Raw genomic sequence first — 25,835 nt, forward strand, 5'->3', positions numbered from 1 at the left:
TCCGCCTTACCAGGTGCCGGTCTGCTTGAACTCTGCGATTCCCTGCTTGAACGCCGCCTCGATCTCGTCGTTCCACGCGCCGCTGCTGTTGATCTTGCCGATCAGCTCGCCCTGGGTATTGGCGAAGTGTGCGTGCAGGCCTTCCTCGAACGCGAGGATCTTGGCCACGGCCACGTCGTCCAGGAAACCTTCGTTGACCGCGTAGATCGACAACGCCTGGTCGGCGATGGACATCGGGCTGTACTGCTTCTGCTTCATCAGCTCGGTCACGCGCTGGCCGCGCTCGAGCTGCTTGCGGGTCGCCTCGTCCAGATCGGACGCGAACTGGGCAAACGCCGCCAGCTCGCGGTACTGCGCCAGCGAGATACGGATACCGCCCGAGAGCTTCTTGATGATCTTGGTCTGCGCCGAACCACCCACGCGCGACACCGAGATGCCCGCGTTCACCGCAGGCCGGATGCCGGCGTTGAACAGGTCGGTTTCCAGGAAGATCTGGCCGTCGGTGATGGAGATCACGTTGGTCGGCACAAAGGCGGACACGTCGCCGGCTTGGGTCTCGATGATCGGCAGCGCGGTCAGCGAGCCGGTCCTGCCGGTCACCTCGCCGTTGGTGAACTTCTCCACGTAGTCCGCGGACACGCGCGCGGCGCGCTCCAGCAGGCGGGAGTGCAGGTAGAACACGTCGCCCGGGTACGCTTCGCGGCCCGGCGGGCGGCGCAGCAGCAGGGAGATCTGGCGGTAGGCCACGGCCTGCTTGGACAGGTCGTCATAGACGATCAGCGCATCTTCGCCGCGGTCCATGAAGTACTCGCCCATGGTGCAGCCGGCGTAGGCACTGATGTACTGCATCGCCGCCGACTCGGACGCGGTCGCGGCAACCACGATGGTGTGGGCCAGCGCGCCGTTCTCTTCCAGCTTGCGCACGATGTTGGCCACGGTCGAGGCCTTCTGGCCGATCGCCACGTACACGCACTTGATGCCGGTGTTTTTCTGGTTGATCACCGCGTCGATCGCCATCGCGGTCTTGCCGGTCTGGCGGTCGCCGATGATCAGCTCGCGCTGGCCGCGGCCGATCGGGATCATCGCATCGACGGACTTGTAGCCGGTCTGCACCGGCTGGTCGACCGACTGGCGCCAGATCACGCCGGGAGCGACGCGCTCCACCGGAGCGGTCAGCTTGGCGTCGATCGGGCCCTTGCCGTCGATCGGCTCGCCCAGTGCGTTGACCACGCGGCCCAGCAGCTCATTGCCGATCGGCACTTCCAGGATGCGGCCGGTGGTCTTGGCCACGTCGCCTTCGCGCAGGTTCTCGTAGCCGCCCAGCACCACGGCACCGACCGAGTCGCGCTCCAGGTTCAGGGCCAGCGCGAAGATGCTGTTGGGCAGTTCGATCATCTCGCCCTGCATCACATCGGCCAGGCCGTGGATGCGCACGATGCCGTCGGCCACCGAGGTCACGGTGCCTTCGTTGCGCGACTCTGCGGACAGCTTGACCTTCTCGATGCGGGTCTTGATCAGTTCACTGATTTCGGACGGGTTGAGCGTGGTTTGCATGGGTGTTTCCCTGGTACCCGGCGCGGGCGCCGGAAGTAGATGATTCGGATCGTCGGTTGGAGCCGGTCAGCCGGCCAGCGCCGACTGCATGCGCGAGAGCTTGCTCTTCAGCGAGCCGTCGATGACCACGTCGCCGGCATCGATCACCGCGCCACCGATCAGCGACTCGTCGATCGCGGTTTCCAGCTCGACCTCGCGGCCGAAGCGGCGCTTGAGGCCAACGCGGATCGACTCCAGCTCGGCGGCCGGCATTTCGCTGGCGGAGGTGACGCGCGCCTTGACCACGTGCTCGGCTTCCGCGCGCAACTGCTCGAACATGCCGGCGATCTCGGCCAGCAACGGCAGGCGGCGGTTGGACGCCAGCAGCTCGATGAAGCGGCCGAAGTCCTCGCCGGCACCGTCGACGGCCAGCAGCGACGCGGCCTCGGCGGTCGACAGCTGCGGATGCTTCAGCAGCGCCTCCACCTTCGGATCGGCGGCAAGGCGGGCGGCAAGCGCAAGCGCCTGCGACCAGCTGGCCACCTGGCCGGCCCCGCTCGCCGCTGCGAACGCGGCGCGGGCGTAGGGTCGGGCGAGGGTCATGGTCTGGCTCATTGCTCAGGGCATCCGGTCGTTGGCTGGATCAAAGCTGGGCGGCGAGTTCATCGAGCAGCGCCTTGTGGGCGTTGGCGTCGATTTCCCGGCGCAGCAGCTTCTCGGCACCGCTGACGGCCAGCGCGGACACCTGCTTGCGCAGATCCTCGCGGGCACGGTTCTGCGATGCGACGATTTCGGCATCGGCCATCGCCTTCTGGCGGGTGGCTTCCACCATGGCGTCGGTCTTGGCCTGCTCGATGATCTGGTTGGCGCGCTGGTGCGCCTGGTCGATCACTTCGTTGGCCTTGGTCCGCGCTTCGCGCATCGCGGCGTCCACGCTCTGCTGGGCCTGGGCCAGGTCGTGCTGGCTGCGCTCGGCAGCCGCCAGTCCGTCGGCGATCTTCTTCTGGCGTTCTTCAATCGCCCGGTTCATGGGCGGCCAGATGAACTTCATGGTGAACCAGATGAGCAACGCGAACGAGATCATCTGACCAAAGAAGGTCATGTTGATATTCATGACAGCTCCGTATGCGGGCTGCGGGCGCGGGCGCCCGGGAAGCGCGCCCGGAACTCCGGGCACGCGGATTCAAGCAGGTCGATCAACCGGCGTTCAGTGCGGCAAGCAGCGGGTTGCCGAAGGCGAACAGCAGGCCGACGGCCAACGCGATGATGAACGCGGCGTCGATCAGGCCGGCCAGCAGGAACATGCGGCCCTGCAGCATCGGCACCAGCTCGGGCTGACGCGCGGCCGACTCGAGGAACTTGGCGCCCATGATGGCGATGCCGAGGCACGCGCCGATCGAGCCCAGACCGACCATCATGCCGATCGCGATCGCGGTCAGGCCCTGCACACTGGCGATAAATTCCATGGTTTTCTCCTACTGAAACGTTGGTTTGATTGGCGGAAGGATGAAGCGGTGAAAAGCGGTGCAACGTGGAGCGATGACGCGATCAATGACTCTCGTAGGCGCCGGCGATGTAGACGACCGAGAGGATCATGAAAATGAACGCCTGCAGCAGCACGATCAGGATGTGGAAGATCGCCCAGGCGAGGTTGAAGATCACGCCGGGAACGAACATCAGCAGCCCGCCACCCAGCAGCCCGGCGATCAGCATGAACACCAGCTCGCCACCGTACATGTTGCCGAACAGTCGCATGGCCAGCGATACCGGCTTGACGCAGTACTCGATGATGTTGAGGCCCAGGTTGGCGGGCATCAGCACCGCGCGGGTCACCGGGTTCTCGGCAGCAAACGGCGAGGTCAGCAATTCCTTGCCGAAGCCGAAGCCGCCCTTGGCCTTGAGCGAGTGGTACAGGATCAGGAAGAACACGACGACGGACATGGCCGCGGTGGTATTCAGATCCGCGGTCGGCACCCAGCGGAAGAACGTATGCGCGGCGACGTCAGCGCCGGCAACGGCCTGGATGGCCACCCCGGGCGTGTCCAGCGGCAGCAGGTCCATGCCGTTCATCAGCACGACCCACATGAAAATCGTGATCGCCAGCGGCGTGATCGAGCTGCGGTCGCCGTGGAAGTTGTCCTTCACCTGGTTGTCGACGAACTCCATCGCCATCTCGACAAAGGCCTGGCCTTTGGAGGGCACGCCGGAGGTCGCCTTGCGGGCGTAAAAGCCGAACCACCCGATAAACACCAGGCCGCAGAACAGTGACACCACCCACGTATCGACGTGGAAGGTGCCGCCACCGAAATCGATGGCGTACTGCTGCAGGTGGTGCTGGATGTATTCGTTCAGGCCGCCAGTGCCGGTCTGTTCACTCACGAAGGACACCTTCTCGATTCAGGATTTGAGCCAGCACGTAGGCCAGCATGGTTGCCACGACCGCTGCCAGCATCGGCAGCGGCGGCAACTGGAACCCCGCCAGACCAACCGCGAGGACGGCAAATACCACCAACCACTTCACCAGCACACCGGCGAGCATCAGGCCAATGACCGAGCCCGCGGGCTTTACACCGCCACCCAGCGATACCAGCGCCGCCAATCCACCGCCGGCCACCAGCGCGAACCCGCCGACCAGTGCCGCCAGTGCGGAATCCGCACCCTGGACAAGGAAGGCCAACGCGGTCAACGCCGTTGCGCCCGCCTGGAAGGCGATCGCGCGAAACGCCAACCGGCGGCCTGCGGACATGGGATCGTGCACGCTCGGCTCGTCGGTTTTGGAGGGCGGGCAGATAAACGCCCAATGAAGCCGCCGAATTATAGGTTGCGCCGGCGCCGGCGGCAACCGTCGCGCGCTGTTCAGGGTCGCCCAGCTGAACCAACCTGAAGTGCGCACCGATTATTTCGATCGGCCGGGAACCTTGCCGCGGCGGACGGGTCAATATTCCTGACCCCCGTCGCCCTCTCTCCTCGTCAAGGCAAACGGCAAGCGGCGGGTCCGGAGCCCCGGCCTGATCCGCCGGGGCTTCCTCTTGTCCGCGGCGCTCAGGCCTTCTTTTTCGGCGCGTAGAGGTCGGTGATGGTGCCGTCGAACATCTCCGCCGCCATGGCGACCGATTCCGACAGGGTCGGGTGCGGATGGATGGTGTGGGCGATGTCGCCGACCTCGCAGCCCATCTCGATCGCCAGCGCGATCTCGGCGATGAGTTCGCCCGCATGCACACCGACAATGCCGCCGCCGATGACCTGGCCGCTGGCCTCGTCGAACAGAAGCTTGGTAAAGCCTTCGGTGCGGCCGATGCCGATCGCCCGGCCCGAAGCCGCCCACGGGAACTTGCCCACGCCGACCTTGAGGCCGCGCGCCTTGGCCTCGTTCTCGGTGACGCCGACCCAGGCGATTTCCGGATCGGTGTAGGCGACCGACGGGATCACCCGCGCGACCCATTCCTTCTTGGCGCCAGAGGCGACTTCGGCGGCCAGCTTGGCCTCGTGGGTGGCCTTGTGGGCGAGCATCGGATTGCCGACCAGATCGCCGATGGCGAAGATGTGCGACGCGGTGGTGCGCATCTGCCGATCGACCGGGATGAAACCACGCTCGGTGACCTTGACGCCGGCTTTCTCCGCGTCCAGCTTGCCGCCGTTGGGCGCGCGGCCTACCGCGACCAGCACGCGATCAAACACTTGCGCGTCCGGTGCCTTGCCGCCGTCCTGGGCCGGCTCGAAGCTGACCTTGAGGCCCTTCTTCTGCGCGTCCACGCCAGCGGCCTTGACCTGCAGGTGGATTTCCACGCCCTGCTTCTTCAGCCGGTCCGCCAGCGGCTTGACCAGATCCTTGTCGGTGCCGGGCATCAGCTGGTCCATGAACTCGACCACGGTGACCGCGCTGCCCAACGCGCTGTAGACGGTCGCCATCTCCAGCCCGATGATGCCGCCGCCCACGACCAGCAGCTGCTTTGGCACATCGGCCAGTTCCAGCGCATCGGTGGAGTCCATCACCCGCGGGTCGTCCCACGGGAAGCCGGGCAGTTTGACGGCCTGGCTGCCGGCGGCGATCACGCACTGGCGGAAGGCCACCAGCTGGGTCTTGCCATCATCGCCGGTGACTTCCAGCTCATTGGCGGAGAGGAAGCGGCCAACGCCGGTGATCACCTTGACCTTGCGCTGGCGGGCCATGCCCCCCAGCCCCTTGGTGAGCTGGCCGACGACCTTGTTCTTGTAGCCGCGCAGCTTGTCGAGCGCGATCTTCGGCTTGCCGAACGCGATGCCCATCTCGTCGGCCTGGCTGGCGCCATCGATCACCGCTGCGGCGTGCAGCAGCGCTTTGGACGGGATGCAACCCACGTTGAGGCAGACGCCGCCCAGTTCCGGGTAGCGCTCGACCAGCACGGTGTCCAACCCCAGATCGGCGGCGCGGAACGCGGCCGTGTAGCCGCCAGGACCGGCGCCCAGCACCAGCATTGCGCACTCGACATCGGCCTTGCGCCCGCTCGCCGCGGCGGGCTGGGGACCCCGGGACGCGTGTTTGCCTGCGGCGTCATCGGTGCTCGCCGGGCCGCGCCCATCCGATGGCGATTCGCCCGGTTTTTCGTCTCCGGCGTCGGCCTTGTCGTCGGCGCTCTTTTTGCTCGCAGCGTTGTCGCTTGTGGTTTTGTCGCTTGTGGCCTTGGCAGCCTGGTCCTGCTTTGCCGGGGCGGCGGCGCCGGCCTCCTCGGCGTTTGCGGCCGGCTTGTCCCCCGTCGCCTCGGCGTCGGCGGTTTCAAGCACCGCGATCACCGCGCCGTCGGCGACCGTGTCGCCCACCTTGACGTGCAACTCGCTGATCACGCCGGCGGCGCTGGAGGGCACCTCCATGGTGGCCTTGTCGGATTCCAGCGTGACCAGGCCCTGGTCGACTTCAACGGTATCGCCCACCGCAACGAGGACCTCGATAACGGGTACGCCGTCGTAGTCGCCGATGTCGGGAACCTTGATCTCGATCTTTGCCATGCCTGTGCCTCCTGGGGTCGCGCACCTGCAGGGGTGCAGCGACGGTAGCGGGACCCGGGCGCCCGGCGGGCGGCCACGGTGTTGGATTTGCCCGGCGCTCGCCTCCGCTTAAGGGGCGGTGGCGAGCTGGGTGTCGAGTTGGTCGAGCAGCTTGCTCAGCGCGCTCCAGCGCTTGGGCAGGTGCTTGTCCTTGGAGTCGGCCGCGTCAATGAGGACCTGCGCCTGACGGGCGAGCAGACGGCTGGGACCGCAGGTCGGCTCGGTGCCGCTGACGCGGCGGTCATTGACGGCGAACACCAGCAGTTCGTTTTCCTGGAAGGCGGCGGCACGGTCTTCGGGAACGACCGCGCTCAGCGCGCGTCCCCACGCGGCGACCACGCGCTCGGCCAGCGCTGCCGGCATGACGGACTCGCGCAGCTTCGCCGGCTTGTCGACCTTGAGCGTGCGCTCGATGCCGCCGGGAATCGTGGTCATCGCGTCCACGCGCTCGGCAGCGACCGCGGAGCGAACCGTCCACGTCCGGCCATCGGCCGAGCGCACCAGCATCACGCCGGTCTCCTTGCCGCGCGGGGGCAGCCGCACCAGGCTCAACACCGGCGAATCGCCGGCGGCAAACAGCGCTTCCACCGCGGTCCCGTGGTTGCGGGTGGCCGGCGGCCAGCCCTGGCCGAGATCGACCTGGCACTCGCTCTTGGCCAACGCCAAGGGCGAGAAGGCCAGCAACGCCACCAGTGCCAGCGCGGCTCGCATCACAGCAGCACCCGCCGCATGTCCGCCAGCAACTGGGCCAGGTAGGTGGTGAATCGCGCGGCCGCGGCGCCGTCGATGACGCGGTGGTCGTAGCTCAGCGACAGCGGCAGCATCAGGCGCGGCTTGAACTTCTCGCCGTTCCAGACCGGCTGCATGGATGCGCGGGACACGCCCAGGATGGCCACTTCCGGCGCATTCACGATCGGGGTGAATTTGGTCCCGCCGATGCCGCCCAGCGAGCTGATGGTGAAGCAGCCACCGCTCATCTGCGCCGGCCCCAGCTTGCCCTCGCGCGCCTTGGCGGCCAGCTCGCCGGTCTCCATGGCGATCTCCATCACGCCCTTGGTGTCGCAATCGCGCACCACCGGCACGACCAGCCCGTTGGGCGTATCGGCCGCGAAGCCGATGTGGAAGTACTGCTTGAGGACAAGGTTCTCGCCGGTCGCGTCCAGCGAGGCGTTGAAATCGGGGAACTGCTTCAAGGCACTGACGCTGGCCTTCATCAGGAACGCCAGCATCGTCAGCTTGGTGGCGTCGCCCTTGGCGATGGCGCGCTCGTTTTCCTTGTTGAGCTCGACACGCAGCTTTTCCAGCTTGGTGATGTCGGCGTCTTCGAACTGGGTGACGTGCGGAATCATCGCCCAGTTGCGCGACAGGTTCGCCCCGGAGATCTTCTCGATCCGGCTCAGTTCGCGCGTCTCGACCGGCCCGAACTTCGCGAAGTCGACCTTCGGCCATGGCAGCAGGCTCAGGCCGGCACCGCCGGCACCGGGGGCCGCCGCGGAGGCGCCACCGGACTGCATCGCCTGCTTGACGAACTTCTGCACGTCGTCCTTGTTGATCCGGCCGCCGCGCTGGCTGCCTTCCACCTTCATCAGGTCCACGCCGAGCTCGCGCGCGAACAGGCGCACGGCGGGGCTGGCGTAGGGCACCTTGCCCGGCAGCAGCTCGTCGGCGTCGAAGCTCACCGGCGGGGAATGCGGGCCGGCGGCGTCATCAGCGGTGGCTGCTTCGCCGGAGGCATCGCCGCCAGCGCGGGCGATTTCACGCTGCGCCAGCTTGTTGGGAGTGCCGACGTGGTCAGGCTCCACGGCCGTGGCGGTTTCCACAGTCCGTGTCTCCTCGGAGGCGGCAGCGGGCTGCGCGCGCGGCGGCTCGGCATCAGCCGTGCCCTTGGCCGCAGACCCCGAAGCGGATTTACCGTCGCCTTTTGCCGCGTCCTTGTCCGGGGCGGCGGACTCGCCTGCGGCTTCCGGCTCGATCATCGCGACCACGCTGCCTTCGGCGATCTCATCGCCCACGGCCACCTTCAGTTCGCGGATCACGCCGGCAAACGGGGAAGGAACCTCCATCGTCGCCTTGTCGGACTCCAGCGTGACCAGGCCCTGGTCCAGCTGCACCGTATCGCCGACCGCGACGAGCACCTCGATCACCGGCACGCCATCGTATCCGCCGATATCCGGGACGCGCGCTTCCTTCAACTCAGCCATGTGCGGCTCCGACTAGCACCAAAACCCTATTGTGGCCGCTGGCGACGGGACGCGCCAATAGCGCTGGCGTGTCGCACACAGCTCTTTTCGGACTTCGGCATCGACGTCGGCACAGGCCAGCGACCGCGCCGCGACTGGCGGCTCGGGATCTGTTCAGCTGCCCGATGGACTTCGGCGCCCGGTCCCTTGCCGGACCGCAAAGACTCCGAACGAGTGTCTCAAGCCACTGATTATCATCACTTTTCGTCGGCAAAATCGGCGTCAACGCGACTTTCACCACCGCTCCGGCACGCGCGCGGCGTCGTTGCGCCGCCGTCATCGCTGAAAGTTCCGCGGAACAGGTCAGCTCGCACAAGCCGCATTCATTTTCCGGTGGCTAGGGTGGCCACGCCTGCCGGGCAACCGGCTGGTTCCCCCACAAGTCAAAAGAAGCTTGGAGAGTTCCCCATGATCCGTTTCCGCCATCTTAGTGTTGCCCTGTTGGGCGCCCTGGCCATTGCCCCGGCCGCCTTCGCCCAGGACAGCAATTTCGATTCGACCAATGACGGCAAGCGCTTCGCCGTGGTTGGCGGCTTTGCCGTCAGCGAGCCGACCAGCGATCCCACCATTGCCGGCGCGAGCACGCAGTTCGACGGCGGAACCGCCGCGACCCTGAGCGCGAGCTGGTACTTCCACGAGAATTTCGCCGTCGAGGCCTGGGGCGCGGCAGACAAGTTCGACCACCGCGTGCGCGACGCCAACAACTACAAGATCGGCAGCGTTGAGTCGCAGCCGTATGCCCTGAGCGCCCAGTACCACTTCGGCAACAGCGAGCAGATCGTGCGTCCGTTCCTGGGCTTGGGTTACTACGAGAGCAACTTCGACAACGAGACGCCCGAGCCGACCGGCCCGCTCGCCGGCCAGCGCATCGGCGTGGAGACCGCGAAGGGCGCCATGGCCACGGCCGGCCTTGACGTCACCCTGAGCCCGAGCTGGTTCGCCCGCGCCGACCTGCGTTACCTGCACGGCGATTCCGACGTGAAGGTCAGCGGCGACAAGGTCGGCAATGCCAAGCTGAACCCGGTCGTGGTCGGCCTGGGCCTGGGCGTGCGCTTCTAAGGCGTTCCCGAAAAAGACCAATCCAGTCGTTATGGGTTGATCGTGCCGCTGCCGTTCCGGACCGTCGGGGTCCCGGGCGTCAGCGCATGATCCGCGGCGGGCCTTCGGGCCCGTCGTTGTGTGTGTCTTCCGCGCGCACGCGCTCGCGCTCGCGGCGCAGCATGTAAAGCCCACTGGCAACGATGATGCCCGCTCCCAGCCAGGTGATCGCGTCCGGCAACACGCCCCAGATGGTGACGTCCAGCAGGACGACCCATACCAGGCCGGTGTACTCCAGCGGTGCCAGCAGGGATGCGGAGCCGGAGCGGAATGCCGCGGTGATCGCGTACTGGCCGATCGCACCTGCGAGTCCGGTTCCCACGATGATCCACGCATGTTCGGCGCGCAGCGGCACCCAGTTGGGCCACGCCAGCGCACCGGCGCCGATGGACAGCATCACCAGCAACCACACGATCATCGAGGCATTCGAGTCCGTGCGTGCCAGCACCCGCACCGTGATCGCGCTGACCGCGTAGCCGGTCGCCGCCAGCAGCACGGCCAGCGCCGCCCAGCTGAACATGCCCTCGCCGCTCGGTCGCAGCAGAACCAGCATCCCGACCATGCCGATGGCGATCGCGGTCCAGCGCCGCGGCCCCACCTTCTCGCCCAGCACCGGCACCGACAACGCCGTGATCAGCAGCGGGGCGACGAAGTAGATCGAGTAGCCCGTCGTCAGCGGCAGTGTGCGCAGCGCAAACGCAAAGGATGCGGTCATGCCAATACCGATCGCGCCGCGCAGCAGGTGCAGGGGCCAGCGCACCCGCAGCAATGGGCGCAGGCCGCTGGTCGCCATCACCCAGACCAGGATGAAGGGCAGCGAAGCGGCACCGCGCAGCGCCGCGACCTGCATCGCCGGATAGGTCCCGGCCAATGCCTTCATGCCGGCGTCCATGAACGCAAACGTCGCCACCGCCAGCAGCATCATCACCGGCGCCGGCACCCGGACCGGGAGCGCCCCCGTCATGGATGCGCCACCGGCGTCGGCGCAGCGGCCGCGGTCATTCTCGCAGGCTGGCGATGTCGATGACGAAGCGGTAGCGCACATCCGCCTTGAGCATCCGCTCGTAGGCGGTCTCGATCTGGTCGATGTTGATCAGCTCGATATCCGCCGCGATCCCGTGCTCGGCGCAGAAGTCGAGCATCTCCTGGGTCTCGCGGATGCCGCCGATCAGCGAGCCCGAGAGCTTGCGCCGCTGCATGATCAGCGCGCCGGCCGCGACCGGGAGCGGCTCGTCGGGGATGCCCAGCAGCACCATCGAGCCGTCGAACTTCAGCAGGCCCAGGTACGCGTTGTAGTCGTGCGGGGCGGAGACCGTATCGATGATCAGGTCGAAACGGCGCGCGAGCTTCTTGAGCGTGCCCGGTTCGCGGGTCGCTTCGAAGTCGTGCGCGCCCAGCTCCAGCGCCGCCTCGCGCTTGGACTCGGAGGTGCTGAGCACCGTCACCCGGGCGCCCATCGCCGCCGCCAGCTTGACCGCCATGTGGCCCAGGCCGCCCAGGCCCACCACCGCCACGTCGTGACCGGCGCGGACGCCGAACTGGCGCAGCGGCGAATACGTCGTGATGCCGGCGCACAGCAGCGGCGCAGCGCGGTCCAGCGGCAGCGCGTCGGGGATGTCCAGCACGAAGTCCTGGCTGACGGTGATGCGGGTCGAATAGCCACCGTAGGTCGGCGCGCCGCCGTCGCGCTCGCGCGAGTTGTAGGTGCCGGTCATGCCCTCGGCGCAGTACTGCTCCTCGCCGGCCTTGCATTGCGCGCAGTGGCGGCAGGAGTCGACGAAACAGCCCACTCCCACCGCATCGCCGACCTTGAACCGCTCCACGCCCAGGCCCACCTGGGCGACGCGGCCGACGATCTCGTGGCCGGGCACCATCGGGAAGATCCCGTTGCTGCCCCACTGCGCGCGCACCTGGTGCAGGTCGGAGTGGCAGACACCGCAATACAGGATGTCGATGAGCACCTCGCCGGCACGCGGCGCGCGGCGCTCGATGGTGAAGGGCGCCAGCGGCGACTGGCCGTCGGGGGCGGCGTAGGCGGGGGTCTTGAGCATGGAATGGCTCGCATCGGCGTGGGTTGGCCAGTGTAGACCCGCCTGTCCCCAGCGACGATCACCAACCCGCGCGGCCGGGCGGCGTGCGCGACGGCGTCTGCGCTACCCTTGATGGGACAAACCTGCCTGCACCCCACATCTGCTTCCACCCCACGCCTGCTTCCACCCACGGAGTACCGCAATGCCTTCCTTCGACGTCATCTCCGAAGTCGACAACCACGAACTCACCAACGCGGTCGACCAGGCCAGCCGCGAGCTGACCACCCGCTTCGACTTCAAGGGCGTGGACGCCAGTTTCAGCCTGGAGGACGAGGTGATCTCGATGTCGGCACCCAGCGACTTCCAGCTGCAGCAGATGACCGACATCCTGCGCGCGCGGCTGATCGCCCGCGGCATCGACGCGCGCTGCCTGGAGTTCGGCGATATCGAGACGAACCTGGCCGGTGCGCGGCAGAAGATCAGCGTCAAGCAGGGCATCGAGCGGGAACTGGCCAAGAAGATCCAGGCCGCGCTGAAGGAATCCAAGATCAAGGTCGACAGCCAGATCAACGGCGACAAGCTGCGTGTCAACGGCAAGAAGCGCGATGACCTGCAGGCCGCGATGGCGCTGCTGAAGGGCGGCGAGTTCGAGCGTCCGCTGCAGTTCGACAATTTCCGCGACTGAGTCCATGCCTGCCGAGGACCCGATGGCCGCGACCCGTCGCTGGCTGCAGCGCGCGGTGATCGGCCTGAACCTGTGCCCGTTCGCCAAGGCGGTGCAGGTGAAGGATCAGATCCGTTACGTGGTCAGCGAGGCGGACACGCCCGATGCGCTGCTGGCCGACTTGGCCGATGAGCTGTTGTGGCTGCACGAGGCGGATCCGGAGGTGGTCGATACCACCCTGCTGATCCATCCGCGCGTGCTCACGGATTTTGAGGATTACAACGATTTCCTCGATCCGGTGGACGCCGCCATCGATGCGCTGGGGCTGGAGGGCGAGATCCAGGTGGCGAGCTTCCACCCGGATTACCGGTTCGCCGGCAGCGGCTTTGACGATGTCGCCAACTGCACCAACCGCTCGCCCTACCCGATGCTTCACCTGCTGCGCGAAGAGAGCATCGACCGCGCCGTGGCGGCTTTCCCGGACCCGGAGGAGATTGTCGAACGCAACATCGCCAGCCTGGAGCGACTCGGGCTGGAGGGCTACCGGCGGCTGCTGGAGCCGTAAACGCTTAAAGAACCGTGCGACCTCGCGGTCGCACGGCATCCCCCAATCACGCCGCAGGCGGTGGATTGGCCTTGTTCGCCTCCGCGCCCTTCAGCAACGCTTTTTCGATCGCCTGCGCAGCCGCCGGCGTGCCTTTCCAGTTCTTGTACTGCTCGTCCAGCTGCGCCCTTTCTTCGGCGCTGAACATGCTGCGGGCCATCTTGAACATCGTGTCTTCTTCTTCAGTCGCGTGGTGCTTCACAAACTCCCCGAGCACCTTGGCACGCCCTGCAAACTCGGTGGTCGTGGGCGAGGCGGCTTCCAGATCCGGCAGCACCCGCAGCTCGACCGCGCGATGCTCGGCCACCGCTTCGGCGTGGGTCTTGCGACCGTCGCGATCGGCGCGCTTCTTGAACTCGGGGTAGAACACCTCTTCCTCCCACACCGCGTGCGGGATCAGGCCCTGCTTGATTTTCTCCAGCAGGTCCATGCGCCCTTTCTCGGCGCGTTCGGTCGTGCCTTCCATCTCCTTGAACAGCTCGCGGAGCTGGTCGTGCTCGTCTTTCAGGGTCTTGAGGATATCGGCTGCCATGGTGGTCTCCGTGGTGGTGATGCGTGGTGGGGAAAGGGCTGTACGTGGTCAGGCTGAAGCAGTGTGTTGCGGGGCGGCGACATCGCCCACCTTGCGCACCTTCAGGTATTCGATCAGGTCGCGTTCAAGCGGTATGGAATCGTTGAGGATGACGCTGACGTCGCCGGTGACTTCCAGTACCGCCAGCTCGACCTGCGACAGCGCCGTTGCGCCGTTCTGGCGCAGGATCGCGTAGAGCTCGCGGCGCGTCGTGCGCTCGCGCTTCAGCACGGCCACGTCGATCTCACCGTCCTGCACCAGTACGCAGGGACGCGATTCCAGGTAGTCGCGGAACCACCGAGCATGGTTGGCGGACTTCTCGATCCCGATCGTCAGCAGGGTGACGCCGACCAGCACCATCGCCGCGTAACCGATGGACAGCTCCGGGTAGAGCATCACGTCGCCTGCCGCCGAGCCCAGCGCCACCAGCAACAGCTGCTGCATCGGGCTCAGGTTCTGCTGGCCACGCTTGCCCAGGATGTGCACCACCAGCAGCAGCAACGCCAGCAGCATCAGGATGCGTACCGCTATCTCCGCGTAGAAAAGCGGTGGATAGGGGCCGAGCAGTACCCGCCCCCACTCCAGGGGGTCGACCTTGTCATCCACTGCAGACCCTCCGTCGAGGTGTTGCCGTCATGACGGCTCAGTCATCGCTCTTTTTCGAGCCGCCCTTCTTGCCGCCGCCGTCCTGCTTGTTGACCGTCGCCCAGGCGATGCGCTCGGCGTCCTTCTCGCTCCGGCCTTCCTTCTTCTCGCTTTCCTCGATGTGCTCGGCCTGGCGTTTCTGCTTGTCCGTGTAGCTGGACTTGTCTCCGCGGGACATTTCGACTTCCTCCTTCTCCGTCAGCGGGAACGCCCCCGCACGAGGCGGGGGCGTGATTACTCGTCTGGATCAGCGACCGTCACGGTCGAAGTCGCCGGGCAGGGCGCGTTCAACGTTGTGCCAGGCGTCGCGGACCGCGTCCTTGGCTTCGCTCCAGCTCATGCGCGAGGTGGCCTTGGCGTTGTCCCAACGGTTGCCCAGATCGGACTCCAGCTCGTCATTCCACTCGCGGCCCGGATGCGCGCTGCGCGCTTGGGTGCCGTAGCGGTACGCCGGTCGGTAGTCGGTGTCGTAGTCGTACTCGGGCTTGTAATAGACCGCGTTCTTGTACTGGTCACGGTAGTAGTTGTCGGTCGCGCTGTAGGTGCGGTAGGTGCGGTCGCTGCGGTCAAACGCGTCGCGTGCGGCGTCCTTGGCTTCCTCCCAGGTCAGGCGGGACTTCGCCTTGGCCTTCTCCCAGCCGCTTCGGATGTCCTGCTCCAGCGAGTCGTCCCACTGACGGTCGGCGTACTGGGCGCGCACGGTGTTGCCGTACTCGTAGGCCGGCGCATAGTCATCGTCGTAGTTGTACTGCGGGTTGGCGTACGGGCGGTTGCTGTATTCGTTGCGCCAGTACTCGTGCTCACCGGTCGGGTCGATGCTCTCGGCAACGCTCTTGCCAGCGCTTGCACCGGCGAGCGTGCCGACCGCGCCGCCGACCAGCATGCCGATCGGGCCAAACAGGGCGCCGATTCCGGCTCCCGCGGCGGCGCCGCCGAGCCCGCCCACGCCCACGCCGACCGGATGGGATCCGGGCGCCTTGGTGATCGGATCGCGGTTCATGTCACGGGATTCGTTGGGGTCCTTCGTCATGGTGTGTCCTCGTTGGGGGTGGCCGCGGCAGCGCCGCTGGTCAGCCGAAATTGACACCGCCCGTGTCGTGACCGCGTGCAAGAAATGTCACGATTATGCGAAGGGTTCAGGCAAGGACCGCCATGGCGACGCGTCCGCTGTGGTCCCTTCAGCCGGCTTCTCAACGACGCGCTAACGGCACATGGGCGACGGTGAGGACCGACGTATCATGGAGACCGCAATGAGCCGCCCACCCATCGAGCCCCCACCGGATCAGGGTCCGCCCAATGAGGACCGACGGGATCCGCCGCTGCCCGGAACCGGGCCCAATGCGCGAGTCACCGAGCCCGGCGACGCACCAGGCCGGCCGGTTCGCGAGCCGGACAGGAAACAGCACGACAGCGACAACCAGGACGAGGCGCTGGAGGAGACCTTTCCCGCCAGCGACCCGGTGTCACCCTTCATCGCCGCCCGCGATGGGACGGCTCACGCCCCGGCCGGCGCAGCCCCGTCCGATCCAAACGAGACGACAGGCTCAAAGCCGCCGTAGATCATCCGCTTGCCGTCGAAGGGCATCGGATTGGCCTGGGGATCCATCCTTTCGTCCTTCATCATTTTCTCCATTGCGGCATCGCGAGTCGCCTTGTCGGGCCATTCGATCCAGGAAAACACGACCTCCTCCTCATCCGTGGCCTGCACCGCACGTTTGAAATCGGTCTGTTTGCCCGGCGGGACATCATCGCCCCAGCATTCCACGCAGCGCAGCGCGCCGTACTCCATGAACAGCGGATCGAACTGCTCGGCGTGCTGGATGAAGGCCTGCTTGTTGCCGGTCGGCACTGCAATGACGAAACCATCGATATAAGCCATTTCCATTCTCCCGACTGGGTCCGGGACCGCCCGCGGACCGAAATTCCACGCCGCGCCGGCGCGGATTAACGCCTCATCAAGAAACCGTAAACAGCACGGCCAACAGAGACGGAGTCCGGCTTACGAAAAGCGAACACAACTCGACAGGAGAGGCCCTAGGATGCGTCTTCTTTCGATGGACCGAGACGGGATAACGATGATCAGGACGCCCATTTTGGCCGGCGTGTTCACCGCGCTTTTCTCCGCTCCCTGCGGCGCCGCGGCGCAGACGGACGCGCAAGCGGTCCGGGTGTCCGACGCGACCGGCCCCGCCCAGCCCGCGGCCGGGATCGTCAATCTGGATCCGCTCACCGTGTCCGGCCCGCAACCCGGACCGGGACTGTGGCGGGTCTCCAGGGGCGAGCACGACCTGTGGATCCTTGGAGCGCTGTCGCCGCTCCCCGAGGGCATCACCTGGAATGCCGATTCGGTGGTCGACCTGGTCGGCCAGTCGCAGGAGGTGTTGTGGGGACCGAGGTTCGTGGTCGACGCCGACGTCGGTTTTTTTCGCAAGCTGTCGCTCGGCTACGGGATGCTGAAGGCCGAGAAGAATCCGGACGGCGCGACGTTGGAGGACGTGCTTTCGCCGGAGCTGTATGCCCGCTGGGCGGCCGCGAAGCAGCGCTACCTGCCGCGCGATCGCGGGATCGAACGCAAGCGTCCGATGGTGGCCGCGCGGGAAGTCTTCCTCGCCGCCATTGGCGAGGCCGACCTCGGTTTTCCCAAAATCATCAGCCCTCCGATCCGCGCGGTGACGCAGGCCGATGGCATCAAGGAGACGACCCCGAAGGTCAGCGTGAAAATCGAGGACCCGGCGGGAGCGATCAAGGACGTCCGCAGGATGTCGCTCAACGACTCGGCGTGCCTGGAAGCGACCCTGGATGCGATCGACCGCTTGCTGCCGCGGATGATCACCAACGCCAATGCGTGGGCCACCGGCGATCTGGCGCAGATCCGCTTCGACCAGTTGGATCGGCGCAACAATACATGCGCTGACGTGTTCTCGAACGCGGAGTTCTCGCGCAAGTGGGGGATCCCCGACATCCGCGCGAGCACCCGCGACGAGTGGTTGCGGGCGGCCGAAGCGTCACTGGCGAAAAACACGACCACGTTTGCCGTGCTGCCGCTGGAAGACCTGGTCGCGCCCGACGGCTACGTCGCCCGCCTGCGGGCGCTGGGTTACGAGATCGACGCGCCCTGATGTTGATGATCGGTCGTCGACCGGTGCCTGTTCCGCGTCGATGGCCTGCTTCACCCGGTTGACCAGGTCGCGCCGCGCGGCGACCAGCTCGTTGGACGTCGCCTTCGGCCACGCCGCCACCTGTGCGATGACCAGTTCGCGCGCCGGATCGATGTACACCATCTGGCCGAAGATGCCGACCGCCGCGTAGCTGCCGTCGGTATCGGTCCACCACAGATAGCCGTAGCCACGCTCGGGCGCGTCGGTGCTGGCCTGCTCGCGGGTTCCCCCGCGCAGCCAGGCCTCGGCGATCACCGGCTCGCCATCGATGCGGCCGCCCTCGAGCATGAACTGGCCCAGCCGCGCGTAGTCGGCGAGCGTTGCCGACAGACCGCTGCCGCCGGTGTTGCTGCCGTCGCACTCGTCGCGGATCCAGAACGCGTCGGCGGCCATGCCGTAGGGCTTCCAGATCGTGTCCGACAGGTAGCTCGCCAGCGAACGCCGCGTCGCGCGCTCGACCACGATCCCCAGCAGGTCGGTCTCGGCGGTGTTGTAGTTCCAGTGGCTGCCGGCCGGCCATTGCCGCGGCAGGCGCGCCAGGTAGGACAGCACGTGGGCCTTCCCGTCGACGCAGGCGCCGCGATACATCTGGGCCACGTCCGACTGGTCATCGGCGTAGTCCTCGTTCCACTTCACCCCGGACGTCATCGTCAACAGCTGCTGCACGGTGACGTCGGCGTAGGCGCTGTCGGCGAGCTCGGGGATGTAGGTGACGAGGGTGTCGTCCAGGCTGGCGATATGGCCCTGCTGCAACGCGATGCCGAGCAGGACCGAGGTCACCGATTTGGCGACCGAGAACGACTCCCAGCGCTGCGCCGGGCCGAAGTCGAGCGCGTACTGCTGCATGCGGACGCGGCCCTTGTGCAGGACCATCACGCCGGCGATGCGGTGCTCCGCCATGTAGGCGTCCAGCCAAGGGGCGCGGCCCGCGTCCGCCAGACTCAGCGCTTCGCCCTCCGGTAACTCGCGCACATGCGGGCCGGCCTGCGCGCGGTCGCTGGGGAAGCGCGCGCCCATGTCGCGGAACTCGGCTTCGCGCTGGGCCTGCGGCCAGAACAGCACCGCTTCGCGTTGCTCGCCGATCGTCGGCGTCGTGGCTTCCCGCGCAACGGCTGGCGAGGCCGCAGCCAGGCAAATCGCGAAAACCAGAGAGCGGGCGGCAAGGTTGAAGGGCATGGCGGCGAGCGTCGCGAGCGGGCGGAACGGCCATTCTACTGATGCCCCACCCCTCCGCCGCCTCTCTTGCCCGAGGCTTTCAACCGCCGGCGTTACGCTTGCCCTCCAGGCCCGGTCGCGCGCGGGTCCCGCTCTCAGCGCTGCGTTCGCACGGCCCGCCCACTCCAACCAAGGGAAACACCATGACCCCCCAACCAAAAAAACTTCAGATCGACATCGTCTCCGACGTGATGTGCCCCTGGTGCGTCATCGGCTACAAGCAGCTGGCAAAGGCGCTGGAAGACATCGGCACGCCGCATGAGATCCGCTGGCACCCGTTTGAACTGAATCCGCAGATGCCCGCCGAGGGCCAGAACATGCGTGAGCATCTGGCCGAGAAATACGGCTCCACCACCGAGCAGTCGAACGCCAACCGCGAGGCCATGACCAAGGCAGGCGCCGAGCTGGGATTCGAGTTCCGCTTCACCGACGACATGCGGATGCACAACACCTTTAACGTGCACCAGCTCATGCACTGGGCCGACCAGCAGGGCCGCAAGCACGATCTGGAGATGGCGTTCTTCACCGCGCACTTCACCGACGGCCGCAACCTTTCCGACAAGGGCGTGCTGGCTGACGTCGCGGCGGAAATCGGACTGGATCGCGACGAAGCGCTGGCCGTGCTCGCCGACCAGCGGTTTGCCGAGGACGTGCGGAAAGCCGAGCAGTATTGGACCGGCCAGGGCATCCGCGGCGTGCCCGCAGTGATCTTCAACCAGCGCCACCTGGTCAGCGGTGCGCAGGGCGTGGAGACCTTCACCGACGTCCTCAATCAGCTGGCGGCGATGCCGGATGAGGGTTCGGCTTCGCTGTGAGCGCAGCAGATGCCTGGCGGCGGACCCGCAACGCCAGCGCTATGCCCTGCCGGCCATACGAGCGACAGGGAACGAAAAAGGCGACCAGCGGCCGCCTTTTCCTTACTGCATGACCCGCCTCAAACCCCCAGCGGGTTCGGCTTCTCCGCATCGATCTTGTAGGTCTTGATCGCCCGAGCCACGTCCTTCGCGGTCATCTTGCCGTCCTCCGCCAGGGCGGCGATGGCGGCGTGGGCGACGTAGTAGCGGTCGACCTCGAAGTGGCGACGCAGGTTGGCGCGGGTGTCACTGCGGCCGTAGCCATCGGTGCCCAGCACGCTGTAGGTCATCGGCACGTAGGCGCGGACCTGCTCGGCGTAGGCGCGGATGTAGTCGGTGGCGACGATCGCCGGGCCGGCCCGTCCCTCCAGCAACGCGGTGATGTGTGCTTTGCGCGGCTTCTTGGCCTCCGGGTGGAAGCGGTTGTAGCGCTCCACGTCGGCGCCGTCGCGGGCCAGCTCATTGAAGCTGGGGCAGGACCAGATATCGGCAGTCACGCCGAAGTCCTTCTCCAGAAGTTCGGCCGCAGCGATGACCTCACGCAGGATCGTGCCGCTGCCCATCAGCTGGACGCGCAGCTCGCCGTTCTTGACCTTGCCCGCGTCCTTGAACAGGTACATGCCCTTGATGATTCCCTCCGCACTGCCCTCGGGCATGTCGGGGTGGGCGTAGTTCTCGTTCATCAGGGTGACGTAGAAGTACTCGTCGTGCTGCTCGGCCAGCATGCGCTGCATGCCGTGCTGGATGATGGTGACCACTTCGTAGCTGAAGGTCGGGTCGTAGCTGCGGCAGTTCGGGATCAGCCCGGCCTGGACCATGCTGTGGCCGTCCTCGTGCTGCAGGCCTTCACCGTTGAGCGTCGTGCGACCCGCGGTGGCGCCCAGCAGGAAGCCGCGCGCGCGCATGTCGCCCGCCTGCCAAGCGGCATCACCGACGCGCTGGAAACCGAACATCGAGTAGTAGATGTAGAACGGCATCAACGCGAAGTCGTTCGTGCTGTAGCTGGTCGCGCACGCCAGCCATGACGCGAACGCGCCGGCCTCGGTGATGCCTTCCTGCAGCACCTGCCCGGCGGTGTCCTCGCGGTAGTACATCAGCTGGTCGCGGTCTACCGGCTTGTACTTCTGCCCGAACGGGGCGTAGATGCCGATCTGGCGAAACAGGCCTTCCATGCCGAAGGTGCGCGCCTCGTCGGCGACGATCGGCACCAGGCGCGGGCCGGTGAGCTTGTCGCGCAGGGCGATGTTGAGCATCTGCACGAAGGCCATGGTGGTGCTGATCTCGCGCTCGCCGGTGGACTTGAGCAGGCGCTCGAAGTTGGCCAGCGGCGGCACTTCCAGCTCCTGGCTGGCCTTGCGCCGGCGCTGCGGCAGGAAGCCGCCGAGGGCCTTGCGGCGCTCCAGCATGTACTCGATTTCCGGCGAGTCCTTGCCCGGGTGGTAGAACGGCACCTTGCCGTCCTTGAGCTGGGCGTCGCTGATGGGGATGTTGAAGCGGTCGCGGAACGCGCGCACGTCGTCATCGTCCATCTTCTTGGTGCCATGCGCCGGGTTCAACGACTCGCCGGCCACGCCCATGCCGTAACCCTTGACCGTCTTGGCCAGGATCACCGTCGGCATGCCCTTGGTGTTCACCGCCTCGTGGTAGCTGGCGTAGACCTTGTGCGGGTCGTGGCCGCCACGGTTCAGCCGCCAGATGTCCTCGTCGCTGAGGTTGGCAACCAGCTGCGCGGTCTCCGGGTACTTGCCGAAGAAGTTCTCGCGCGTGTAGGCGCCGCCGAAGGCCTTGCAGTTCTGGTACTCGCCGTCGACGGTCTCCATCATCAGCTGGCGCAGCTTGCCGGAGGTGTCGCGCGCCAGGAGCGGATCCCAGTAGCTGCCCCAGATGTTCTTGATCACGTTCCAACCGGCGCCGCGGAACTGGCCTTCCAGTTCCTGGATGATCTTGCCGTTGCCGCGCACCGGCCCGTCCAGACGCTGCAGGTTGCAGTTGATGACAAACACCAGGTTGTCCAGGCCCTCGCGGCCGGCGACCGAGATCGCGCCCAAGGATTCGGGCTCGTCGGTCTCGCCGTCGCCGAGGAAGCACCAGACCTTGCGGTCGGTCTTGGGCATCAGCCCGCGGCCTTCCATGTACTTGAAGTTGCGCGCCTGGTAGATCGCGCTGATCGGGCCCAGGCCCATCGAGACGGTCGGGGTCTGCCAGTAGTCCGGCATCAGCCAGGGATGCGGGTAGGAGCTGATGCCGCGGCCGTCGACTTCCATGCGGAAGTTGTCGAGCTGGTCCTCGGTGAAGCGGCCTTCCAGGAACGAGCGCGCGTAGATGCCCGGCGAGCCGTGGCCTTGGATGAACAGCAGGTCGCCCGGGTGGTCCTCCGACGGGGCACGCCAGAAATGGTTGAAGCCGACGTCGTACAGCGTCGCCGACGAACCGAAGGTGGCAATGTGGCCGCCCAGGTCGCCCGGCTTGCGGTTGGCGCGCACCACCATCGCCATCGCGTTCCAGCGGATGATCGAGCGGATCTTCCACTCCAGCGCGTGGTCGCCGGGGCTCTTGGCCTCCAGCTGGGTGGGAATGGTGTTGATGTATTCGGTGGTCGGCTCGAACGGCATGTGCGCGCCAGCGCGCCGCGAGACTTCGACCATGCGCTCAAGCAGCTGGTGCGCGCGCTCGGGACCGTCGCGCTGGATGACTGCCTCGACCGACTCGACCCACTCGCGGGTTTCGGTCGGATCCGGGTCGTTCTGCATCATCTCGTTGAGCGGGCTTTCATAGGTATGGGTCATGCGCCTCGCGGCCCCGTGGCCACGCCTCATCATCAGGTGGGATCTCTGCCGGTGATTCTAACGCGCGAGGGCAAGCCGCGGCTGTTGGAGCCTGGCGGCCTGCGTGACCAGGTGCGCAGGTGTTCATTACCGACCCCGCGATGGTGCTTCTCCTGATCCACGCAGCCCGGTGCGGGCGGCAAGCTGGCTCGCATGGCCACGATTCCTGCTGCTTCGTTCGAAAGCGAGTGCACGCCCGAACGCGGGTCCACGCCGCCCGACCCGGTCGAGCGCGTGGCGCGGCTGCGCCGGATCACGATCCCGACCGCCGGGCACCAGCCGCATTTCGCCCACTGGGCATTTGCGGCCGAAGCGTGCCGCGTCATGACGGCACCGGCGCAGTGGCAACGCTCGCAACTGATCGCCTGGGTGTTGATGCCCGACGGCTGGCAAGGGCTGGTGGCGCTCGGCGGCTTTGACGATCTTTGCGCCTGCGTCGAACGGCTGAAGCGGCGAAGCGAGCGGGTGCTGGCCGCACGCCATCCCGGCCTGGCCGGGTTGTGGGCATGCGACTTTGACGCCGCGCGCGTGGACGACGAACTGGCCGCCGCGCGCCGCCTGGTCATGACCCCGGTGCGCGCCGGTCTCGTGACGCGCGTCGGCGATTACCCGTTCTGGGACGCGCGCTGGCTGAACGACCGCAGCTACGCGGCTTCGTCGCCCGGAGCGGTGGCGACCACCAGCCAGTTGTTGAACGGCGTGTTGCCGTACAGCGGGGTGAAACTGGAGCTCAGCCCCGCGGCGTCGAAGCGCCGGCGCAGCTCGTCTGGGTCCGGATAGGCGCGCGGTCCGGCATTCATCCAGCCAATCGCACGCGAAAACACGTCCACGCCGCGGGTGATGCGGGCGCGCCGGCTGCCGTCATCCAGCCCGGTACGGATCACCAGCCGCGCGCCGGGGACGAGCATGGCGATTGCGGCATCCAGGGTGCGCTGCTGGGCGTCAGGCAGAAGGAACTGCAGGACATCCAGGATCGCCACGCTGCCCTGGTGACGGGGGAGTGCAGCAGCCAGATCTAAACAGTCGAAAGCCACGTCGTCCAGGTTGCGCCGGTCCGCGGCCCGGGTTGCGCCGAGGATCTTGCCGGCGTCGTTATCCACGCCGCGGTACGCCAGCGCGATGCTGTCAGCGCGCAGGGCATGGGCGAGCAGGCCCAGCCCGCACCCCAGGTCCAGCAACGGCTGCGTGCTGCCGCGCAGTGCCGCGCAGACACCCGGATACAACGGGTCGCTGCGCAGCTTGGCGAGGCTGTAGTGGTAGTCCCAGTGCTGGCGGAAGCCGCGTTCCGGGGCGAATGCACCCGCGATCGCGCGCGCCTGGTCAGCCGACAGCGGCGCGCCGGTGACGGCCATCAGCGCGGGGTGGTCCCGCCGGTTCCGGCATCGGGCAGGATTTTCTGGTCTGCATCGGGTCTCGCACCCAGCATTTGCTCGACCACCGGCAAGGCCGCCTCGGCCCACAGCGCGTACATCGCCTGCGACGGATGCAGGCCGTCATCGACCAGCATGGCCACATCGCCGCCGCGCTCGCGGCTAAGCGGCGTGATATCGACAAAGGCGACGCCGTGGCGGGCGCACAAGTCCGCCGCCGCGGCGTTGTACTGGTCGATCTCGGCGGCGATCTGCTCCGCGTCGCGGCCCTGGGCGGTGGCGAAGGCGGTCACGCCCCAATCGGGAATCGACAGCACCAGCACCCGGTCGGGGCGATCTCCGGCCAATGCGATCGCACGTTTGAGTAATGCCTGGAACTCGCCGCGGTAGTCGGCGACGCTGCGTCCGCGGTACTGGTTGTTGACCCCGATCAGCAGCGAGACGAGCTCCCAGCGACCCAGCGGCTCGGCCAGATCCATCGCGGTGGACAGCTCATCGGTGGTCCAGCCGGTGGTGGCGATGACCCGGGACCGGCCGACGGGGAATCCGTCAGCAACGAGACGCTCGACCAGCAACTCGGGCCAGCGCCCGTCCTCCGCCACGCCTTCGCCGATGGTGTAGCTGTCTCCGAGGGCGAGCCAGCTGAGTGCGTCGGACGTGGGCGCCTCCACTCAGGCCACCGCCACCCGTGACGCAGGCTCGGCGTCCGCCTCGGCCTGCACCGCGCGACCGCGCTCGGCTGACCGGTCCAGCACCCGCTCGATGCGCCGGAACACCTCGGCCAACTGCGCCGCTTCCGGCAACAGGGTGATGCGGAAATGGTTCCGGTACGCCACGTTGAAGCTGGAACCCGGCACGACCAGCACGTCTTCGGTTTCCAGCAACTCCAGCGCGAAGGCGTGATCGTCGAAACCCACGGCCGCCGCGCCGACGACCGCCGGGAACGCGAACATCGAACCGCCGGGCGCCACCAGTTGCATGTGCGCGCTGGCGGCGACGCCCTCGATCACCGCCTGGCGCGCGGCATGCAGGCGACCGCCGGGCGCGCACAGCGCGGAGATCGTGTCCGCGCCATGCAGCGCGGCATCGATCGCCAGCTGGCCAGGGACGTTGGAACACAGGCGCAGCGCGCCGAGCAGGTCCATCGCGTGGTGGAAGTCGCCGGTGCGCGCGCGATCACCCGACAGCACCGCCCAGCCGACCCGCCACCCGCAGGCGCGGTGGACCTTGGACAGCCCGCCGAACGACAGGCACGGCACGTCGCCGGCCAGTGGCGCCAGCGGCTGGAAGGTCGCGCCGTCGTACAGGATCGAGTCGTAGATCTCGTCGCACATCAGCAGCAGCCCGTGGCGGGCGGCGGTGTCGACAATCTGCTCCAGCAGTGCGCGTGGGTAGGTCGCGCCGGTCGGGTTGTTGGGGTTGATCAGCACGATCGCGCGGGTGCGCGGGGTGATCAGCGCCTCGATCTCGGCCGGATCGGGCATGAACGCGTTTTCCGGCGTGCAGGTGTAATACACAGGACGGCCGTCGTTGAGGATGGTCGAGGCCGACCACAGCGGGTAGTCCGGCGACGGCAGCAGCACCTCATCCCCGGGATTGAGCAGCGCGCGCAGCGACAGGTCGATCAGCTCGCTGACGCCGTTGCCGATGAACACCTGGTCCGCGGTCACGTCGGTGCCACGGTCGCGATGGAACGCGGCGATCGCCTCGCGCGCGGCGGGCAGGCCTTGCTGGTGGGTGTAGGGATCGGTGCCGGAAATGCCTTCGGTGATCGCGCGCTGCAGGTGCTCGGGCGCACGGAATCCGAACGCCCCGGGGTTGCCGATATTGAGCTTGATCAGCGTCCGGCCCTGGCATTCCAGGTCGCGCGCACGGCGGGCGAGCTCGCCCCGGATCTCGTAGCGCACTTCGGACAGGCGGGCACGGGTCTGCAGGCGGTTTGACGACATTCTGACGGGGAACAGCGACGTAGGGGCCGCCAGCGTAGCCGATTCGCCGCCCACGGA

General features: G+C 67.1%; 25 protein-coding genes and 1 pseudogene. 5 read left to right on the forward strand and 21 right to left on the reverse strand.

Annotated elements, in window-relative coordinates; all coding sequences use genetic code 11:
* Positions 1 to 6 precede the first annotated feature (6 nt).
* The 9 genes from atpA to INQ41_RS11525 all read right to left on the reverse strand — a co-directional run bounded on the left by atpA (position 7) and on the right by INQ41_RS11525 (position 8,756).
* Positions 7 to 1,554 carry a F0F1 ATP synthase subunit alpha gene (gene atpA / locus INQ41_RS11485; RefSeq protein WP_193984608.1) on the reverse strand — a complete coding sequence of 516 codons (1,548 nt, stop codon included), beginning with the start codon at positions 1,552 to 1,554 and terminating at the stop codon, positions 7 to 9.
* 66 nt (positions 1,555 to 1,620) lie between these two features.
* Entirely contained in the window at positions 1,621 to 2,148 is a 528-nt protein-coding gene (locus INQ41_RS11490) for a F0F1 ATP synthase subunit delta (RefSeq protein ID WP_193984610.1), read from the reverse strand.
* A gap of 28 nt (positions 2,149 to 2,176) precedes the next feature.
* Positions 2,177 to 2,647, reverse strand: coding sequence for a F0F1 ATP synthase subunit B (locus tag INQ41_RS11495; RefSeq protein ID WP_043957968.1), 471 nt, complete (start codon positions 2,645 to 2,647; stop codon positions 2,177 to 2,179).
* 82 nt (positions 2,648 to 2,729) lie between these two features.
* On the reverse strand, positions 2,730 to 2,999 hold the full coding sequence (gene atpE / locus INQ41_RS11500) for a F0F1 ATP synthase subunit C (RefSeq protein ID WP_193984612.1): 270 nt from the start codon (positions 2,997 to 2,999) through the stop codon (positions 2,730 to 2,732).
* Positions 3,000 to 3,081: 82 nt separating this feature from the next.
* Complete coding sequence (gene atpB / locus INQ41_RS11505) at positions 3,082 to 3,912, reverse strand: F0F1 ATP synthase subunit A (protein ID WP_193984614.1); 831 nt, start codon at positions 3,910 to 3,912, stop codon at positions 3,082 to 3,084.
* Positions 3,905 to 4,426: a hypothetical protein gene (locus tag INQ41_RS11510; protein ID WP_228076599.1), complete on the reverse strand. Its 522-nt coding sequence runs from the start codon at positions 4,424 to 4,426 to the stop codon at positions 3,905 to 3,907. The genes atpB and INQ41_RS11510 overlap by 8 nt, the downstream gene beginning before the upstream one ends.
* Before the next feature lie 149 nt (positions 4,427 to 4,575).
* Positions 4,576 to 6,516, reverse strand: a complete 1,941-nt coding sequence (gene lpdA / locus INQ41_RS11515) for a dihydrolipoyl dehydrogenase (protein WP_193984616.1) — start codon at positions 6,514 to 6,516, stop codon at positions 4,576 to 4,578.
* A 108-nt stretch (positions 6,517 to 6,624) separates the two neighbouring features.
* The gene (locus INQ41_RS11520; protein WP_193984618.1) at positions 6,625 to 7,266 is read right to left on the reverse strand and encodes a hypothetical protein; all 642 of its coding nucleotides are present in this window, start codon (positions 7,264 to 7,266) and stop codon (positions 6,625 to 6,627) included.
* Entirely contained in the window at positions 7,266 to 8,756 is a 1,491-nt protein-coding gene (locus tag INQ41_RS11525) for a dihydrolipoyllysine-residue acetyltransferase (RefSeq protein ID WP_193984619.1), read from the reverse strand. Before INQ41_RS11525 ends, INQ41_RS11520 begins: the two co-directional genes overlap by 1 nt.
* Before the next feature lie 447 nt (positions 8,757 to 9,203).
* Between INQ41_RS11525 and INQ41_RS11530 the strand changes: the two genes are divergently transcribed.
* Positions 9,204 to 9,854 (forward strand): OmpW/AlkL family protein, encoded by a 651-nt coding sequence (locus tag INQ41_RS11530; RefSeq protein ID WP_193984621.1) that lies wholly within the window; start codon positions 9,204 to 9,206, stop codon positions 9,852 to 9,854.
* Between the two features lie 79 nt (positions 9,855 to 9,933).
* Here the strand turns inward: INQ41_RS11530 and INQ41_RS11535 are convergent, their stop codons facing one another.
* Both INQ41_RS11535 and INQ41_RS11540 read right to left on the reverse strand, forming a co-directional pair.
* The gene (locus tag INQ41_RS11535; protein ID WP_407074235.1) at positions 9,934 to 10,857 is read right to left on the reverse strand and encodes a DMT family transporter; all 924 of its coding nucleotides are present in this window, start codon (positions 10,855 to 10,857) and stop codon (positions 9,934 to 9,936) included.
* A gap of 34 nt (positions 10,858 to 10,891) precedes the next feature.
* A complete protein-coding gene (locus tag INQ41_RS11540; protein ID WP_193984623.1) occupies positions 10,892 to 11,944 on the reverse strand; it encodes an NAD(P)-dependent alcohol dehydrogenase in 1,053 nt (350 codons plus the stop codon).
* A 181-nt stretch (positions 11,945 to 12,125) separates the two neighbouring features.
* Between INQ41_RS11540 and INQ41_RS11545 the strand changes: the two genes are divergently transcribed.
* Both INQ41_RS11545 and INQ41_RS11550 read left to right on the forward strand, forming a co-directional pair.
* The gene (locus INQ41_RS11545) at positions 12,126 to 12,608 is read left to right on the forward strand and encodes a YajQ family cyclic di-GMP-binding protein (RefSeq protein ID WP_193984624.1); all 483 of its coding nucleotides are present in this window, start codon (positions 12,126 to 12,128) and stop codon (positions 12,606 to 12,608) included.
* Between the two features lie 4 nt (positions 12,609 to 12,612).
* Positions 12,613 to 13,152 carry a DUF1415 domain-containing protein gene (locus tag INQ41_RS11550; RefSeq protein ID WP_193984626.1) on the forward strand — a complete coding sequence of 180 codons (540 nt, stop codon included), beginning with the start codon at positions 12,613 to 12,615 and terminating at the stop codon, positions 13,150 to 13,152.
* 46 nt (positions 13,153 to 13,198) lie between these two features.
* On the opposite strand, the gene INQ41_RS11555 is transcribed toward INQ41_RS11550, so the two are convergent.
* The 5 genes and pseudogenes from INQ41_RS11555 to INQ41_RS11575 form a co-directional block, all read right to left on the reverse strand.
* Complete coding sequence (locus tag INQ41_RS11555; RefSeq protein WP_193984628.1) at positions 13,199 to 13,723, reverse strand: hemerythrin domain-containing protein; 525 nt, start codon at positions 13,721 to 13,723, stop codon at positions 13,199 to 13,201.
* Between the two features lie 48 nt (positions 13,724 to 13,771).
* Positions 13,772 to 14,368 carry a DUF421 domain-containing protein gene (locus INQ41_RS11560; RefSeq protein WP_193984630.1) on the reverse strand — a complete coding sequence of 199 codons (597 nt, stop codon included), beginning with the start codon at positions 14,366 to 14,368 and terminating at the stop codon, positions 13,772 to 13,774.
* Between the two features lie 49 nt (positions 14,369 to 14,417).
* Positions 14,418 to 14,585: pseudogene (locus tag INQ41_RS11565) on the reverse strand (HupB); the annotation flags it as partial.
* A gap of 69 nt (positions 14,586 to 14,654) precedes the next feature.
* Positions 14,655 to 15,437, reverse strand: coding sequence for a hypothetical protein (locus INQ41_RS11570; RefSeq protein ID WP_193984634.1), 783 nt, complete (start codon positions 15,435 to 15,437; stop codon positions 14,655 to 14,657).
* 465 nt (positions 15,438 to 15,902) lie between these two features.
* Positions 15,903 to 16,286 (reverse strand): DUF1428 domain-containing protein, encoded by a 384-nt coding sequence (locus tag INQ41_RS11575; RefSeq protein WP_193984636.1) that lies wholly within the window; start codon positions 16,284 to 16,286, stop codon positions 15,903 to 15,905.
* 196 nt (positions 16,287 to 16,482) lie between these two features.
* Here INQ41_RS11575 and INQ41_RS11580 point away from each other — a divergent pair, with 196 nt between their 5' ends.
* On the forward strand, positions 16,483 to 17,526 hold the full coding sequence (locus INQ41_RS11580) for a TraB/GumN family protein (protein ID WP_193984638.1): 1,044 nt from the start codon (positions 16,483 to 16,485) through the stop codon (positions 17,524 to 17,526).
* Here the strand turns inward: INQ41_RS11580 and INQ41_RS11585 are convergent.
* Complete coding sequence (locus tag INQ41_RS11585; RefSeq protein WP_193984640.1) at positions 17,413 to 18,741, reverse strand: serine hydrolase domain-containing protein; 1,329 nt, start codon at positions 18,739 to 18,741, stop codon at positions 17,413 to 17,415. The two genes, INQ41_RS11580 and INQ41_RS11585, sit on opposite strands and share 114 nt — an antisense overlap.
* Before the next feature lie 182 nt (positions 18,742 to 18,923).
* On the opposite strand from INQ41_RS11585, the gene INQ41_RS11590 reads away from it, so the two are divergent.
* Positions 18,924 to 19,595 carry a DsbA family oxidoreductase gene (locus INQ41_RS11590; RefSeq protein WP_193984642.1) on the forward strand — a complete coding sequence of 224 codons (672 nt, stop codon included), beginning with the start codon at positions 18,924 to 18,926 and terminating at the stop codon, positions 19,593 to 19,595.
* A gap of 119 nt (positions 19,596 to 19,714) precedes the next feature.
* On the opposite strand, the gene aceE is transcribed toward INQ41_RS11590, so the two are convergent.
* The 4 genes from aceE to INQ41_RS11610 all read right to left on the reverse strand — a co-directional run bounded on the left by aceE (position 19,715) and on the right by INQ41_RS11610 (position 25,778).
* Positions 19,715 to 22,420, reverse strand: coding sequence for a pyruvate dehydrogenase (acetyl-transferring), homodimeric type (gene aceE / locus INQ41_RS11595; RefSeq protein ID WP_193984644.1), 2,706 nt, complete (start codon positions 22,418 to 22,420; stop codon positions 19,715 to 19,717).
* Positions 22,421 to 23,103: 683 nt separating this feature from the next.
* Positions 23,104 to 23,790: a methyltransferase gene (locus tag INQ41_RS11600; RefSeq protein WP_193987366.1), complete on the reverse strand. Its 687-nt coding sequence runs from the start codon at positions 23,788 to 23,790 to the stop codon at positions 23,104 to 23,106.
* 20 nt (positions 23,791 to 23,810) lie between these two features.
* Complete coding sequence (locus INQ41_RS11605) at positions 23,811 to 24,500, reverse strand: SGNH/GDSL hydrolase family protein (protein WP_193984646.1); 690 nt, start codon at positions 24,498 to 24,500, stop codon at positions 23,811 to 23,813.
* Entirely contained in the window at positions 24,501 to 25,778 is a 1,278-nt protein-coding gene (locus INQ41_RS11610; RefSeq protein WP_193984648.1) for an aminotransferase class I/II-fold pyridoxal phosphate-dependent enzyme, read from the reverse strand.
* Between the last annotated feature and the right edge of the window lie 57 nt (positions 25,779 to 25,835).

The organism is Lysobacter ciconiae, assembly GCF_015209725.1.
GTDB classification, from domain to species: domain Bacteria; phylum Pseudomonadota; class Gammaproteobacteria; order Xanthomonadales; family Xanthomonadaceae; genus Novilysobacter; species Novilysobacter ciconiae.